The organism is Streptomyces sp. NPDC054770 (assembly GCF_053611985.1).
This window is the reverse complement of record NZ_JBSHBL010000019.1, coordinates 73460-88645: the sequence shown is the minus strand read 5'-3', so window position 1 is coordinate 88645 and position 15186 is coordinate 73460. Positions and strand designations below refer to the sequence as shown.

Below are 15186 nucleotides of genomic sequence, written 5' to 3'. Positions count from 1 at the left end.
CTTGCAGCGAACCGCCCGCCTAGGGCCTCCCCCAGTGCTGTTCGGCCCCCGACATCGGGCCGAACGGACCTGAATGCGAGGGCGGTTCGGCTCAGGAAGGACCACCGTGGGCCGGGCGAGGGGCAGTTGCCGGGACGGGGGAGGGCCGCTGAGGCCTGGTGCAGGGACCGTCGGCCCATGCCGAGGGGCGGCACGAGCGGGGGACGCTGGGGTTGGACGGTTCGCGAAGGGTGGACGGTCAGCGAGAGGCGGGATCCACCATGTCCGTGTCGTACGAGAAACCCGGCCACGCGGCGGTGCACCTGACCCGCGCCGCTTCCCTGGCGCCCTCCCCGCACAACAGCCAGCCCTGGTTCTTCGTCGAGGAGGGCCACGACCACGGCTTCGAGGTACACGCCGACGTCGGGCGCCGCATGATCCTCACCGACCCCGGCGGCAGGGAGATGGTCATCGCCTGCGGGGCGGCACTGTTCAACGCGAGGACGGCTGTGCGGCACCTCGGGTTCCGGCCGGTCGTCGAGCTGCTGCCGGAACCCGGCAGCCCCGCCTTCCTGGCCCGCGTGGGTTTCTCGACGCACGCCCCGGTCACCCCCGACGAGGCGGAACTCGCCGACGCGATAGCCCGCCGCCACACCCACCGCGGGCCGTTCCTGAGCGAGTCGCTGCCCGACGACCTCATGGACGAACTGCGCGAGCACGCCCGGGTGGAGGGCGCCGTCCTCCAGGTCTTCGACGAGCCGGAGGAGCTGGAGGTGCTCGCGGAACTGGTGCGCACCGCCGAGGACACCCAGCGCGCGGATCCCGGACACGCAGCCGAGGTGATGCGCGGCCTCGGGCACGGCGGGGTGCCTTTCGAGGCCTGCCGGTACCACCCGGACGGCACACTCCTCGCCGGTCGCGACTACCTCGGCCTCGCCCGCCGCTACCTCCTCCCGTCCCGCAGGCGCCACCACGGGACGGGCACCGTCGCGGTGCTGTCCACCCCACGCGACGACCGCCACGACTGGCTGCGGTCGGGGCAGGCGCTCGAGCGTGTCCTGCTGGCCGCCGCCGCCCGCGGGGTCATGGCCGCCTTTCACACCCAGCCCCTCGAACTGGCCGCGCTGCGCGCCCAGTTGCGCCATCGCCTGACGGCCGGGAACTTTCCGCAGACGCTGCTGCGGCTCGGCCACCCCGCACAGACATGGACCGCGCCGCGCCGCCCGCCCGCCGAGGTCCTGGTCCGCGACGGCAGCCTGGCCAGGTGGTGACGATGGCCACGGTGCGGCACGTACGGACGGCCGGGACCCGGTGGTGGTGGCGGCTGCGCCGCAACCCGCTCAGGCCCCGCAGCTACCTCGTCGAGGGATGGCTGCTGCCGGCCACCTGGACCCTGGCCCTGCTCGCGGCCGTAGCCGCGGGCGTGCTCACCGCCGATTTCGTCGAACGCGACGCCGCCTCCCTGCGGACCGAGCGGCACCCGGTGTCGGCCGTACTGACCGAGGACCCGGTGCGCTCCACGCCCGCGGTCGACGGCGCCGGCAGCGCGGAAGACTGGGCCGGCGTGCGCTGGACCGCGCCGGACGGCACGACGCACACCGGCGTCGCCCGGGTCGAAGCCGGTGACAAGGTCGGGAGCACCACGCGGGTCTGGCTGGACGACCAGGGCCGCCTGGTTCCGGCGCCCGCGACTGCCGGCCAGGCGCGACTCCAGGGCGTGGCCCTGGGCATGGTGGCCGTGGTGACCGGCGCGGTCGCGGTACTCCTCGTCTGCCGGTGCGGGTGCGCCTGGCTCGACCGCAGGCGGCTCGCCCGGCGGGAGACGGAGTGGGCCCGGATGGACCGGCAGCGGGGCGGGAGGAAGGGCTGACACCCGGCAGATCCTGGGGAGCTGTGCACCGAGCGGCATCTCCACGATGCGCACCGCCTGCGCGCCCTCCGGCATCGCCCGCAGGGCGGCGGACACGTCCGCATCGACGAACGCCACCATGGAGCCCTCGTCGGCGATCACCGGCGGGTCGAGATTGAGCAGGTCGCAGGTCGAGGCGACCGCCTTCGTCTCGGGTACGGCACTCTCCTCGATCTCCACGGCGACGGACGAGTAACGGGCGACGGGTTCGTGCTCGCGCCGGCACATCACCGCGCACATATGCCCGGCCGCCAGGAAGACGGGCACCTCGCAGTCCGGGTCGTCGAGCAGCGCGGTCATCGCGCGCGGGGGAAGACGACGGCCCGGTCGGGCCCGGCCGACCTGCCCCGCCGGGACTCACGACGGCATGACGGCGACCCGGTACCGGACGGCGTCCGGCAGCGCTCGTGCGGTACTGCCGTGCGCCGGCCGAGCACCACCAACACGGCGCTTGCAGAGACAAGGCCGAGCCGCCGGGAGACATGAACAGAACATCTCCCAGGACGGAGTGAGTGGGAGGGGGCCGAACGGACCCGGCCGGAGCCCTGGCGGCCCCTGTCCGGTGGCGGGCCGCGGGAAGACGCTGGGACCGAGACCAGTCCGAACACAGGAGGTAACCGTCATGCTTGCGCCCGTCACCGTCGGAGTCGACGGATCCGCCGAGGGCCTGGCCGCCGCCGAGTGGGCCGCGCACGAGGCGGTCCGCCGTGACCGGCCGCTGTGCCTCGTGCACGCCTGGAACTGGCACCCACGCCAGGAGTCCGGTGAACAGGCCAACGCCGCCCAGCGGTATCTGGGCCGACGCTCCCTGCGCCAGGCCGAGGAACGCGTCCGCCGCACCTGCCCCGATGTCCGCCTGAACGACGAGCAGGTCGAGGGACCCGCGATCGCCGCCCTGCTGAAGACCGCCGAACAGTCCGAGCTGCTGGTGCTGGGCTCGCGTGGGCTGAGCGGATTCACCGGTTTCGTGGTCGGTTCGGTGGCACTTGGCGTGGTGGCACGGGCAGAGCGCCCTGTCGTCCTCGTCCGGGCGGGGGAGGAGCCCGCCGACGAACACCTGCCCGCCGCCGACGGCAGCGCGTCGCACCGCATACCGGGATGTCGTCCTGGGCATCGACCTCGCCGACCCCTGCGACGAGGTGATCGAGTTCGCCTTCGAGGCGGGCCCGGCTTCGCGGGGCCCGCCTGCGGGTGGTCCACGCCTGGCGGCAGCCCTCCCCGATCGGGCTCGGCCCGGGGGGCCTCGGACTGGCCAGCGCCCCGGAGCGGGGCGGCGAGTGGCTCGGCTTCCTGATAGCCGTCCTGCGGGTGTGGCGCGACAAGTACCCCGGGGTCGAGGTCGTCGAGACCGTCACGGAGGGCCGGCCGCAGACCGTGCTGGTCCACGCGGCGGCCGAGGCCGGCCTGCTCGTCGTCGGGCGCCGTATCACCGAACGCCCGGCAGGACCGCACACCGGCCCTGTCACCCACGCCGCCATCCACCATGTCGGTTGCCCCGTGGCCGTCGTGGCGCACGCCTGAGAGATCTCCGCGGGTACGCCGACGCAGCGGGCCCAGGCACCGGCCTCACCCCGGTCACTCCTCCCGAAGCATCAGCGTGCACGTCTCCCCGGGGGCGATGGTCACGGCCCGGTCCGCCAGGACCACGCGGATTGGTGACCTCTCCGAATCGGGTACGGCGATCTCCAGCCGCCCGTTGCGGCGTCGTACGCCGACACCCCAGTGGCCGCGATAGCGCACGGTGAATCCGTACTCGGAGAGCGGGGGTAGCGGGACTGGGTCCAGCCACAGGGATTCCTCGCGGGTCTCCAGCCCCGTCAGGCCACGCTGGACCAGGTCGAGGGTCCCGGCCATGGCCCCGAGATGGATGCCCTCACCGGTGGTACCGCCCTGGATGTCGGCGATGTCCGCCTCCAGGGCCTCGTGGACGTACTGCCACGCGTCGGCCCGTCTGGCCCTGGCGAGGACCAGGCCGTGGACGAGTTCGCTGAGGGTGGAGCCATGGCTGGTGCGCCGCAGGTAGTAGTCCACGGTGCGGCGCCAGATGTCGTCGTCCAGCTCGTACCCGAGACGCCGGAACAGCGACCTCAGTTCGGCGGGCGAGAACAGGTAGCCGAGCATGAGGACATCCGCCTGCTTGGAGGCCTTGTAGCGGTTGACCGTGTCGCCCTCGGCCTCCAGGATCCGGTCCAGCCGCCGTATGGTGCCGTACCGCGCGCGGTAGGCGTCCCAGTCCAGCTCGGCGAGAGCGTCGTACCCCTCGAACTGGCTGACGAGGCCCTGGTGGAACGGCACCCGCAGCCGACGGGAGACCTCCTCCCACCTCGGCGGCTCGTCGGGGCCGAGTCCGATCTGCTCGAAGAGTTCGTCGCGGCGCCAGGGCGGCAGGCGCTCCAGAAGTTCCAGGGCGCGGGTGAGCACCCAGGCCGCAGTGACGTTCGTGTACGCGTTGTCGTCCAGGCCCGGCCGCTCGGCGCCGGGGTAGCCGTCGTGGTACTCGTCGGGTCCGACGACGCCTAGGATCCGGTAGCGGTCGGTGCCGGGGTCGAGGACGGCGAGGTCCGCCCAGAACCGGGCGATCTGCAGCAGCATCTCCGCGCCTCTGGTGTGCAGGTACGGCGTGTCGCCGGTGGCCTCGAAGTACTGCCAGACGTTGTAGGCGATCGCCGAGTTGACATGGTGCTGGAGCCGGGAGTGGTCCGGCAGCCAGTGGCCGGAACCCGGGTTTAGATGCCACTCCTGAGTCTCCTCACGGCCGTCGCTGCCGCTCTGCCACGGGTACATCGCCCCGGTCCGGTCGGCCTCGGCGGCGGCCCTGCAGGCACGGGGGAGGCGCCGGTAGCGGTAGTCCAGCAGCGCCCGGGAGACTTCCGGGAAGTGCAGGTCGAGATACGGCAGCACGAACAGCTCGTCCCAGAAGACATGACCGCGGTATGCCTCCCCGTGCACCCCCCGCGCGGGCACGCCCACGTCGAGGTCCGCGGTGTGCGGTGACAGCGTCTGCAGCACGTGGAAGAGATGGAGCCGCAGGATCCGGCCCGCCTCGCCCGGTACCTGGATGTCCGCGCGCCGCCACAACCGCTCCCAGGCGGCGGCATGGGAGTCCAGGAGGGCGGAGAAGCCCGCCGCTGCGGACACCCGGTCGAGCGCCGCGCCCAGCGGATCGCTGATCGCGGTGTCCCGTGAGGTGTGCAGCGCGACGGTCTTGTCCACGGTGACGGGTCGGCCGGGAGCGATCGGGATCACCAGGCGGTTGACGGCGCGGTGGCGGGTCGGACGGAAAGCCGCTGACACGAGGGGCTGGTCGGCGATGACCGTCGTCCGGGCCGCCAGGGCGACCACGATGCCCGACGCGGTGGTTCGGCAGCTCAGCCAGACGGTGCCGGGCTCACGAGTTCCTGTCCGGACTCCGGTCAGGTGACGGCGGTCGAGGGCGCGGTAGCGGTGCACGTTGCCGTTGATCACCTTGCTGTCGAGGCAGCTTTCGACCTCGATCTCTCCCGACCAGTCCTCCGCCGCGAAGACCGTCCGCAGCGCGGCCAGGTGAGGATCCTCCATGTGCACCAGGCGGGTCTGCTCGACACTGAGCACGCCTGTCTCGTGGTTGCGGTGGCGGAAGGAGCGGGTGAGCGTCGCGCGCCGCAGATCCAGGGTGTGGCTGTGCTCAAGGAGCGTGTGCGGGTGCGGGGAGAACCACGGGCCCCAGGCACCCCCGGTGCGGCGCCGGCGGAACCGGAGAAGTAGCCAGTTCGGCAGGTTGACCAGGTCCTCGTTCATCACCTGCCGGCCCGCCACGGTCGACTCCAGCCGGTTGTAGCACCCGGCCGCATAGGTTCCCGGGTAGTGGACCAGGTCCGCCCTGCACTCGGGCAGTGCGCCCCGCGTGGCGAAGTAGCCGTTGCCCAGAGTGCAGAGAGATTCACGCAACCGCTCGGCGGCGGGGTCGTAACCCGTCCACTTCCATGTCCACTCCGACATCCGCCACCTTTCCCTCTCCCCGGAGGCGTTCTCCTGCCGGGACGGTCCAGGTCCCCAGGGCCGTGCGGCGGTTTCAGACCGGCTGCGGAACGACGGCGACCGGGCACTCGGAGTGGTGGAGCAGGGCGTGCGCGACCCTGCCGAGCTGCAGGCCGAAGTGACCCTGCCGACGCCGGGCGCCGACCACGACGAGGTCGGCCTCGGCCGTCGTGTCCAGCAGGACGCGATGGGCGGGGCCTTCGACCGCGCGTCGACGGATTTCCACCCGGGGGTGCTCCCGCTCGGCCTCGCACAGCGCGTCGTCGAGGGCGGCGGAGGCCTGATGCTCGCGCTGCCGGGCGTCGTCGTCGGCGGCCGGCATGTGGTCCACGGGCTCGACGGTCGGGGTGCGCCACGCCCGTACGGCGGTCAGACCGCAACCGCGTGCTTCGGCCTCACGCACGGCGAACCGAACGGCGCCGGTGCTGCCCTCGGGATCCCCTACCCCCACCACGACCCGGCCGCCGGCTCCCTGGCGGGCGTGTTCCGTGCCACGGACCACGACGACCGGGCACGCGGCACGAGCCGCGACGGCCAGGCTCACCGAACCCAGCAGCATCCCGGCGATCCGTCCAAGCCCACGGACGCCCGTGACCAGGGCGAAGGCATCAGACCCTGCTGCCAGCAGCGCGGACACGGGGTCGTCGGGCAACACCTCGGCCGACACCTTGACCTCGGGATTACGCAGTCCGGCGCGTTCGGCACAGGAGGCGACGATGTGCTGTGCCAGGACCTCCTCTGCCGGACGCCCTCCGCCGAACGAGGGGCGGACCTCCTCGTAGCGTTCCCACCGGGAGGCATGGATCAGGCGCAGCGCCAGCCCCTGGCGTGCTGCTTCGTCCACCGCCCAGTCGACCGCCAGCAGACTGGAGTCCGACCCGTCGACACCCACGACCAGGGGGAGTTCCATGGTCGTCACCGCCTTCGCTGTCCGGTTGCAGAGAGGCCCCGGTGATTGCGGACAGGCCCCTGTGAACACCGTCGCACCGTCTGCCGACCGCCGCGACACGCCGGCCGACTCCCGACTGCGGCGGCTTCTGCGCAAGTCAGCGGCCGGGGCATGGCACGCCGGGGCGGATCGGCCCGGGAACGGCTATTGACCGTTCGCGGTGATCCGACGGCCCGTGAGGCTCGTGGGCCGGATCGACACCCACATCTCGCGCTCGCCGCCCGGCCAGGGTGTCGTGTGGGCATGCTGGGCGAGCCTGCGTACGGCGTCGGGGTCCGCCACAACGCTGGCCGGGCCGACGGCGAGGACGCTCCAGCCCTGGCTGAACGCCTCGTCCAGGCGGTCCACCTCGAACGCGACCTCGGTCTCCGCGGCCCGGGCGGCCACCGAGTTCGGCGCGGTCCGGAAGACGATGGCCTCGTCGACGACCTCGTAGTTGACCGGGACGACCACCGGGCGGTCGTCGGCCCCCGACACGGCGACGCGCCCCACACCGTGCGTGGAGAGCAGGGTGCGGCACTCCTCCGGGCCGAGTTCCCGGAACCGGGGGTGCAACAGCGCGTGTCCCTGGCCGGGCGGGAGACCGGTGCCGCCGCCCAGGAGCGCGGTCACCGTGGTACCCAGCGCGTCGGCGAGCCTGATGAGAGTCCCCAGGCCCGGGTCCGCGGGGTGCTCCTCAAGATAGGCGAGATAGTCGGGCGACATCCTGGCGCGGCGGGCCGTCTCCACCCGGGTTATCCCACGTCTACGGCGCTCGACGGCCACGCGTCGGCCGATGTCGCCGGGGTCCGCCGTCCCAGTGGCGGCGGACGTGGATTCCGGCCGCGTCTCTCGCACCAGCGCGGGATGCCCTCGTTCAAGGTGGCGGATGTGCGCGTCGGGACCTGGGAACACGAGCGTGACTTCATCCGTGTCCGACCAGCGCACGTCGTAGGGAGGCGTGCCGTCCTCGTGGTGGAGTCCGACGATCTCGCCGTCGCGGTGGGCTGCGCCGGTCGCCGGGCTCTCGACGACGAGTTGGTCGCCGAGGTGAGCATGCATGATCGCCACCCTCTCCTCAGAATGCCGCTGTATCCAACGTGCCACGTGTGCCGTGTCGCCGCATGGGACGGAGCCGGGCATCAGGAACGTGGCGTGGGCCGCTTTCGGCGGTACCGCGGCTCGGGACCCGCCTCGTCACCCTGGCTGGCTTCAGATGGCCCATCCTGTCCTCTGGCTGCCGCCCGGCGGAGGTATACCCATGCCTTCGATATCGCATTCGGCGGTGTTGAGAAGCTGCTGGCCGAGGGCGTTCATGGCCCGGCCCGCCGCCAGTTCGTCGCCGATCTCGGGCACGTTCGTGTCCGCCGGATGACAGTGTGCGGTTCCGATCGCGGTGAGCGCGGAGGTGCCGGTGTCGAGCACCACGTGCGCCTTCGTCGTCCCGTCGTCCTCTTCGAAGAGTCGGAGACTCACTTTCCACTGTGCCGTGTGCGGCATGGCTTCCTCCTCACCACGGAACATCCGACGGCGGGTCGCCGTCCGGTTCCCCCTCCGTGTCCCACCGTCGAACGGCGGCGCGCCCGGTTTCCAGGGCCGAACGTCCCTACGGAACCAGCGTCCGGCCCCAGCGGTATCCAGCGGACTCCGACAGCCGGCGGCTGCGCCTCCATGGGCGAGGGCGGGCCCCAGTTCCGCGGCTCGCTCTCCCGTACGGTCGGCAGGGACCCCGGCAGCGGATGCACCCGGTGTCCCCGCCGGGCGGAACCGTTCCGAGAGATCCCGCACACTCATCGCGGCCTCTTCCCGGTGGGCTGCATCTTCAGTCTCACCGTTCCCGGCGCGTGCCGCACCGGACAGGGCCGGCACGCCGTTTCCCAGGGCCGTTCGGCTCTTGGCAGGACCGGTCGGAGCGAAAGACTGGGACGGAAGGCGAGTCCACGGAATCGGGAGGCCACCGTGAACAAACACGAGAACTTCTCCGCGGAGGCCGAGGCCCGTCGGGACCGGCCTGCCCGCCCCTGGAGCCCCGGCGAGTCGCAACGGCCGGACATGCTGCTCCGCTATCTGGGCGCCGTGGCCACGGCCGCCGCCAGACACGCCGGCAGCGAGGCGCAGGCCCCGACGGCACCGGTGGGGGGCACCACCCGCTCCCAGCCTTCCACCGCCTTGCCTCCGCCCCCTCCCGGGCCGGGGCTGGTGCGGGAGGTGATGGACGTGCCCGCCGCCGCACTGCGCGACGACCTGCCGTACCGCGACATCGCCCGGCTGCTGGCGCGCGAACAGGTCGGCGCACTCCCGGTGGTGGACGACGAGGACCTTGTCGTCGGCGTCGTCTCGGAATCCGATTTGCTCGCCAAGGTAGCCTTCGAGGCCTCCGGTCACCGGCCCGGACCCATCGGGCGGCTGCGCGAGCGACGGCTCTACGGCAAGGCGCGCGGGGAGACGGCCGCCGACCTTATGACGAGCCCCGCGATCACGGTGCTGCCGGGCGCGACCGTCGCCGAGGCAGCCTGGCTCGCGGCGTTGTCCCGGCTGAAGAGGCTCCCCGTCACCGACCGCGACGGCCGCCTGGTCGGCGTCGTGCGCCGCGATGCCCTGCTGCAGGCCCTGATCAGGGACGACGCCGGAATTCGGTCGGAGGTCGAGAACCGGATCGAAGCGTGCTGCTCGCCGGGCGACCAGGACGCCGTGGAGGTGACCGTTCACGACGGGATCGTGGCGCTGACGGGGCGGATGACTCCGGCCGGCGCGGCCCGCCTCGTGGCGGAGGTGGAGGCCATCGCCGACGTCGTCGAGGTGAAGAACCTCCTCACCGCTGCCTGACCTGGGGTTCCGGCCTTCCCGGGGCTGGCCGACAGCTCGGCCTCGGAGACCATACGGAAGACGGCCAGGCCCCACACGCGGCCCCGCCCCGCGCCCCGACTGCGGGTTCGTCGAACTCGGCCCGGCGCGGGGCCACACGACAGGCACAGCGCCGACCTGCGAGCGTGCGCGGGGAACGGTAGAAGTGGAGGAGGACAGGGGGCGGCAGGGACGGCCGCCAGCCGCGGCGCCGTTTCCCCACGGCTCCGGATTCCGTGTGCCGGATGGGCGATGATCCAAATGCGCGATTACACCGCTGGTAATGGCTCCGGAGCTCTCCCGGATCCGGCGGCCTCGGCCGTGGTCGATGCGCGGGGGATCGTCACGGGGTGGAGCCCAGGCGCCGAGCGACTGCTGGGCTACTCCTGCCAAGACGTCGTCGGACGTCCTGCAACCCGTCTCCTTGATGCGGACGCGCACATTGACGGGGGATTCACCGAGGCCCTCGACCGGCGAAGCGGCGCCGTACTGCTCCGGCACCGGGACGGCCGGCGACTGGAGGCGTGGCTGCGCACGTATCCGTCGCTGGACGGCGAAGGCCATGCACAACGGCTCGTTGTGGCCACCGAGCCGGGCGAAGCAGAACAGGGCACTGCGACGACAGAGGAAGCCTTCGCCCAGGGTCACGTGCCCGTCATGGTGTACGACTCCGAATTGCGGGCCCTGCGAGCAAGTGCCGGCGCCGTTCGCGAACTGGCTCTCACCGAAGACCAACTGCGCGGTCGGCGGGTCACCGAGATCATGCCGCCCCACATCTGCCACTCGGTCGAGGACGGTATGCGCCATGTGTTCGAGACCGGGAAACCCGAGCAGTTCCACGTGCGGGGCAGGGCCCGGCCCGAGGCGCGCGAGAGAGTCTGGTCCATCACCGTGTCTCCGCTCAAGACACCGGCGGGGCAGGTGCGACGTGTGCAACTCACCGCGCTCGACGTCACCGAACAACATCTGGCCCGGGAGCGACTCGCCCTGCTGAACGACGTCAGCACACAGGTGGGCAGCACTCTCGACGTGATGCAGACGGCCCAGGAGATGGCCGATGTCGCTGTGGGCCGGCTCGCCGACTTCGTCACCATCGACCTCCTCGACTCGCTGTTCCGGGGGGTCGAACCGAGCCCGTCCGCGACCGGCACCGTCGCCCTGCGCCGCGCCGGGCAGCAGTCCGTGCTCCCCGGTGTGCCCGAAGCGGTGATCCGGCCGGGAGATGTGGACTACTACCCGGAGTCCACGCCGCCCGTGCGCTGTATGGCAACCGGCCGTCCCTCGCGCCACCGGGCCCAGGACCGGGCTATCAGGGACTGGGGGGAGGCGGACCCCGAGCGGTCGCGGGTGGTCGGGACGTTCGGAGTCCACTCGATCATGGTCGTCCCGCTGCGTGCCCGCGGCATCACCCTGGGCGTAGCCGTTTTCACCCGCCACCAGCGCCAGGAGCCGTTTCAGGACGACGATCTGCTCCTGGCCCAGGAAATCGCAGCACGGGCCGCCGTGGCCGTGGACAACGCCCGCCGCTACACCCTCGAACGCGGCACCGCACTGGCACTTCAGCGCAGTCTGCTCCCTCGGCGGTTCGCCGCCCAGAACGCGGTCGAGGTCGCTCATCGCTATCGCCCGGCCCGTACCAGGGCAGGGCTGGGGGGCGACTGGTTCGATGTGATCCCCCTGTCGGGTGCGCGGGTCGCGCTGGTGGTGGGAGATGTGGTGGGCCACGGCCTGCGCGCCTCCGCCACCATGGGCCGGCTGCGGACCGCAGTGCGAACGCTGGCCGACGTCGATCTCCCCACCGACGAGCTGCTTGTCCACCTGGACGACCTCGTCAGCCACCTGGCGACCGAAGAGGATCCCACTCCGGACCCCGAGATCGAGTCCGATCTCGACGTTCCCACCGAGCTCATCGCCACGTGCCTCTACGTGCTGTACGACCCGGTTGCACACCGCTGCACGGCCGCCACCGCGGGCCACCCGCCTCCGGCCGTCGTCACGCCCGACGGTACGGCGTACTTCGTCGACGTACCCCCTGGACCTCCGCTGGGCGTGGGCGGGCTGCCCTTCGAAACGGTCGAGTGGGAGCTGCCTGAAGGGAGTCTCCTCGCGCTCTACACCGACGGCCTCGTCGAAGGACCCGAGCATGACCTCGACAACGGCCTCTCGCAGTTGCTCCGGTGCCTGGAGGAGTCCGCGCACTCGCCGGAAGCCGTCTGCGACGATTTGATTGGGGCCTTGCTCCCCCTACAACCGCAAGACGACGTCGCTCTCCTCGTCGCCCGCACCCGAATCCTGGACGCCAGTCAGGTGGCCACCTGGGACCTGCCCTCCGACCCGGCCGCGGTGGCCGGAGCTCGCGTGGAGGTCGAGGCCAGACTGGCGGCCTGGCGGCTGTCCGAGGTGGCCTTCACCGCAGAGCTGGTCATCAGCGAGCTCGTCACCAACGCGATCCGCTACGGGCAGCCCCCCATCCAATTGCGCCTCATCCGCGACGGTGCCCTCATCTGCGAGGTCTCCGACAGTAACAGCACCGCGCCGCACCTGCGGCGTGCCCGCACCTATGACGAGGGCGGCCGCGGCCTGCTGCTCGTCGCCCAGTTCGCCGATCGCTGGGGGACACGTCACCATGCCCAGGGGAAGACGATCTGGGCGGAGATCGGGTGCTGAGAAGCGTGGTCCGCAGGGGGATCGTCCAGCAGATCGTCCAGCTTCAGCTGCCGCAGGAGCACGCGTAGTTCGTCGGGAGTTTCCACCGCACTCCTCCCCATGCCCTCGGCGCACGGGTCCGACATCGACGGGGGCGCTTTCCACGCTATTCCTCCCCGGCGGGGGACGGCATGCCGAAGCGGCGGTCGGCCGACTGGGAGGGCTCAGGTTTTGGGCGAGGGGCTCGGCCGAGTCCGCAAATCCCACGCGGGCGGGGTGCCACAGCTTGAAGGGCGAAGGGCGTACCAGAGAGATTGCCCGTGGAACGGTCCGGGGAGCGAATCGGCGTCGGCGTAGGCCGTGCGTCCCGGTACCGGCGAGGCACTGCCCGGCTGGACGACCCGGATGGGCCGAGCGTGCTGGGCCGCGCCTGTGGTGGTCGGGCGCATGAAATGTGCTTCTGGGCGCTCGGCGTTGGGCGTGTCGGGGGCCGAGTGTCCTCGACGAGAGCCGGTTGGCCCCCTCCGGGGACGACTGCCACCGTCGCACGCTGTAGGTGCCGCGGGCGTGGTCCCCGCCATACGCAGGCCGGAAGGTGAGGCGAGGTTCATGGACGAGTCGCTGTCCCTCGGCCGGATCGCCGGTGTCCGGGTCGGTCTGCACTGGAGTGTCGTGGTCATCGTCGCGCTGATCACCGTGGCGCTGGCACGCGGCCGGTTCCCCGCCGCTCATCCCGGTCACTCCCTGGTCGCGTACTGGGGTCTCGCCGTACTGACTGCCGTCGTGTTCCTCTTCTCGTTGCTCGCGCACGAATTGGCACACGCCGTGGTCGCCCGGCGCAACGGTGTCGAGGTGGAGGGCATCACGCTGTGGATGCTGGGCGGCGCGGCCCGGCTGCGCGGCGAGGCTCCCTCGCCGGCCGCCGAGCTGAGGATCGCCGGTGTGGGCCCCCTCACCAGTCTGCTGGCCGGAGGTGTGCTCGCCGGGGCCGCCGCGGGACTGGACGCGTTGCGCGTGTCCGGGCTGGTGGTCGAGGCGGTCGCCTGGCTGGGCGCGATCAACATCCTGCTGGCCGTCTTCAACGCGCTTCCCGCCGCCCCGCTGGACGGCGGCCGGCTGCTGCGGGCGTACCTGTGGCACCGCACCGGTGACCGGCTGCGCGCCACCCGGGGCGCTTCGGCGGCGGGCCGGGCGCTGGGCTGGTTCATGGTGGTGACCGGGTTCGCGGACGTGCTGTTCGTCGGCAGCCTCTCAGGTCTGTGGCCCGCGCTGATCGGCTGGTTCCTCATCGCCGCCGCTACGGCGGAGTCCCGCCAGGCGCAGCTCCGGGGCGTCCTGGCAGGCGTTCCGGTGCGTCGCGTCATGACACCGTCCCCCGTCACCGTCCCCGCCACGGCGAACCTCTCCGACTTCCTTGCCGAGGGGCCCTTCGGCCGCTACCGTCATGCGGCCTTCCCGGTGCTGGCGGCGGACGGTTCGGTCACCGGCCTGCTCACCGTGCGCCGGGTGGAGGCCGTGCCGCCGCAGGCGCGTGCGCACACGACGGCCCGAGACGCGATGCTCCCCCTCGGCGACGTGGTGACTGTCGCTCCGGACGAACCCGTGCTCGACCTGCTGCCCCGGCTGCAGGAGAGCCCCGTGCGCCGTGCCCTGGTCCTCGACCAGGGCCGGCTCGTCGGCATCCTCACCGTCGCCGACGTCACCCGTGCCCTGACCTGGCCGACCCCGCCCCAGGGGCGGGGCGCGTCTGCCTCTCTCCCGTAGCCGAAGGCGTGGCTCTCCGGCGAACCGTCGAAACCCACGGTGACGGTGCGGGGCATGGTGTCCGCCTTCCAGAGGGGGGCCGACCGCGGACCCGGAATCCGGTGGGCCGCGGCCCACGCGGCGCTCGTGCAGCGGGGAGCGGGGATCAGACCGCGGTGAGGAGGTTCTTCACCTCGACCACGTCGGCTATCGCCTCGGTTTCGGCCACCAGCCTGGCCTTGGTCGCCACCGGAAGTCGACCCGACAGTTCCACGATGCCGTCGTGCACGGTCACCGTGACGGACGTCCGGTCGCCCGGGACGCAGACGGCGCGGATTCGGTCCTCGACCTCGGCCTGGATCCCGGCGTCGTCCCTGATCAGGGTCTGCAGCAGCGCGTCTCGGCCCACGGCGCCGACCAGCCGGCCCTCGTGGTCGGTGACCGGGATTCGCTTCAGCCGGGACAGCGCGGCGAGCCAGGCGGCCTCCGCGACGGTGGCACCCGGCAGCACGGTGATCGCCGGACTGGTCATCAGGTCGGCCGCGGTCTCGCCCTCGGCCTTGTCGTGCAGCCGCCTTTCCCGCAGCCTGCCGACCGGTCCGGGACGGCGGCCGGAAGCCTCGACGGCGACCTTGGCCAGCAGGTCCGACTCGGAGACGTCGCCCACCACGCGGTCCTGTGCGTCCACGACCGGCAGGGCACCGACGTGCTCGCGTGCGAGCAGCCGGGCGATCTCCCGGTAGGGCAGGTCGTCGTGCAGGGAGGCGGCGGGCACGTCCATGATGTCCCGGACCAACGGGATCCCGGAGCCGGTCGTGGGTTCGGGGGCGGCCGTCGCCGGCGGCGGCGACGGCTGTTTCTCCGGCCCGGCGTGTTCGGCCGCCGCGGCGGCCACGGCGCCCAGGTAGCGCACCAGCATGTCCTGGCGGGCCGCCTCCCCGGGGCTCCAGGGCCGTGAGGGCAGGGACCGTCGTGCCTCGGCCCCGGTGGAGAAGTGCTCGTGCTGGTTCACGGTGGCCTCCGGAGTCCGTCGGGTTGCCTACCGTCCCAGTCTTCCGTTGGGCCGTCGGTCGTCCAGAGCCGAACGGCCCTGATGGGACGGCGTGACGGCCCTATCCGG

General features: G+C 72.1%; 11 protein-coding genes and 1 pseudogene. 7 read left to right on the top strand and 5 right to left on the bottom strand.

The features are described from left to right. Positions 1-260: 260 nt before the first annotated feature. From ACWGKQ_RS19110 to ACWGKQ_RS19095, 4 genes and pseudogenes are all read left to right on the top strand, one after another. Complete coding sequence (locus ACWGKQ_RS19110; protein ID WP_453293091.1) at positions 261-1250, top strand: Acg family FMN-binding oxidoreductase; 990 nt, start codon at positions 261-263, stop codon at positions 1248-1250. Positions 1251-1252: 2 nt separating this feature from the next. Then, positions 1253-1849 carry an Rv1733c family protein gene (locus ACWGKQ_RS19105; RefSeq protein WP_453293090.1) on the top strand — a complete coding sequence of 199 codons (597 nt, stop codon included), beginning with the start codon at positions 1253-1255 and terminating at the stop codon, positions 1847-1849. A gap of 46 nt (positions 1850-1895) precedes the next feature. Then, positions 1896-2084 (top strand): hypothetical protein, encoded by a 189-nt coding sequence (locus ACWGKQ_RS19100; protein WP_453293089.1) that lies wholly within the window; start codon positions 1896-1898, stop codon positions 2082-2084. 426 nt (positions 2085-2510) lie between these two features. Continuing rightward, a pseudogene (locus tag ACWGKQ_RS19095) lies at positions 2511-3409 on the top strand (universal stress protein). Positions 3410-3463: 54 nt separating this feature from the next. Here ACWGKQ_RS19095 and ACWGKQ_RS19090 read toward each other — a convergent pair. The 4 genes from ACWGKQ_RS19090 to ACWGKQ_RS19075 all read right to left on the bottom strand — a co-directional run bounded on the left by ACWGKQ_RS19090 (position 3464) and on the right by ACWGKQ_RS19075 (position 8333). Continuing rightward, on the bottom strand, positions 3464-5866 hold the full coding sequence (locus tag ACWGKQ_RS19090) for a glycoside hydrolase family 65 protein (protein ID WP_453293088.1): 2403 nt from the start codon (positions 5864-5866) through the stop codon (positions 3464-3466). A 73-nt stretch (positions 5867-5939) separates the two neighbouring features. Next, positions 5940-6815 (bottom strand): universal stress protein, encoded by an 876-nt coding sequence (locus ACWGKQ_RS19085; RefSeq protein ID WP_453293087.1) that lies wholly within the window; start codon positions 6813-6815, stop codon positions 5940-5942. Positions 6816-6998: 183 nt separating this feature from the next. Then, positions 6999-7895 carry a DUF1918 domain-containing protein gene (locus ACWGKQ_RS19080; RefSeq protein WP_453293086.1) on the bottom strand — a complete coding sequence of 299 codons (897 nt, stop codon included), beginning with the start codon at positions 7893-7895 and terminating at the stop codon, positions 6999-7001. Positions 7896-8045: 150 nt separating this feature from the next. Then, entirely contained in the window at positions 8046-8333 is a 288-nt protein-coding gene (locus tag ACWGKQ_RS19075; RefSeq protein ID WP_453293085.1) for a DUF1876 domain-containing protein, read from the bottom strand. Between the two features lie 459 nt (positions 8334-8792). Here ACWGKQ_RS19075 and ACWGKQ_RS19070 point away from each other — a divergent pair, with 459 nt between their 5' ends. From ACWGKQ_RS19070 to ACWGKQ_RS19060, 3 genes are all read left to right on the top strand, one after another. Next, the gene (locus ACWGKQ_RS19070; RefSeq protein WP_453293084.1) at positions 8793-9659 is read left to right on the top strand and encodes a CBS domain-containing protein; all 867 of its coding nucleotides are present in this window, start codon (positions 8793-8795) and stop codon (positions 9657-9659) included. Positions 9660-9938: 279 nt separating this feature from the next. Beyond that, positions 9939-12344 (top strand): SpoIIE family protein phosphatase, encoded by a 2406-nt coding sequence (locus ACWGKQ_RS19065; protein ID WP_453293083.1) that lies wholly within the window; start codon positions 9939-9941, stop codon positions 12342-12344. Between the two features lie 588 nt (positions 12345-12932). Next, positions 12933-14087 carry a site-2 protease family protein gene (locus tag ACWGKQ_RS19060; RefSeq protein WP_453293082.1) on the top strand — a complete coding sequence of 385 codons (1155 nt, stop codon included), beginning with the start codon at positions 12933-12935 and terminating at the stop codon, positions 14085-14087. Between the two features lie 145 nt (positions 14088-14232). Here the strand turns inward: ACWGKQ_RS19060 and ACWGKQ_RS19055 are convergent, their stop codons facing one another. Next, the gene (locus ACWGKQ_RS19055; RefSeq protein WP_453293081.1) at positions 14233-15078 is read right to left on the bottom strand and encodes a CBS domain-containing protein; all 846 of its coding nucleotides are present in this window, start codon (positions 15076-15078) and stop codon (positions 14233-14235) included. Positions 15079-15186: the final 108 nt, after the last annotated feature.

Excerpts from the sequence above, each read along its gene's own strand:
- ACWGKQ_RS19110 (WP_453293091.1), top strand. The coding sequence starts at position 261 with ATGTCCGTGTCGTACGAGAAACCCGGCCACGCGGCGGTGCACCTGACC.
- ACWGKQ_RS19105 (WP_453293090.1), top strand. The coding sequence starts at position 1,253 with ATGGCCACGGTGCGGCACGTACGGACGGCCGGGACCCGGTGGTGGTGG.
- ACWGKQ_RS19100 (WP_453293089.1), top strand. The coding sequence starts at position 1,896 with ATGCGCACCGCCTGCGCGCCCTCCGGCATCGCCCGCAGGGCGGCGGAC.
- ACWGKQ_RS19090 (WP_453293088.1), bottom strand. The coding sequence starts at position 5,866 with ATGTCGGAGTGGACATGGAAGTGGACGGGTTACGACCCCGCCGCCGAG.
- ACWGKQ_RS19085 (WP_453293087.1), bottom strand. The coding sequence starts at position 6,815 with ATGGAACTCCCCCTGGTCGTGGGTGTCGACGGGTCGGACTCCAGTCTG.
- ACWGKQ_RS19080 (WP_453293086.1), bottom strand. The coding sequence starts at position 7,895 with ATGCATGCTCACCTCGGCGACCAACTCGTCGTCGAGAGCCCGGCGACC.
- ACWGKQ_RS19075 (WP_453293085.1), bottom strand. The coding sequence starts at position 8,333 with ATGCCGCACACGGCACAGTGGAAAGTGAGTCTCCGACTCTTCGAAGAG.
- ACWGKQ_RS19065 (WP_453293083.1), top strand. The coding sequence starts at position 9,939 with ATGCGCGATTACACCGCTGGTAATGGCTCCGGAGCTCTCCCGGATCCG.
- ACWGKQ_RS19060 (WP_453293082.1), top strand. The coding sequence starts at position 12,933 with ATGGACGAGTCGCTGTCCCTCGGCCGGATCGCCGGTGTCCGGGTCGGT.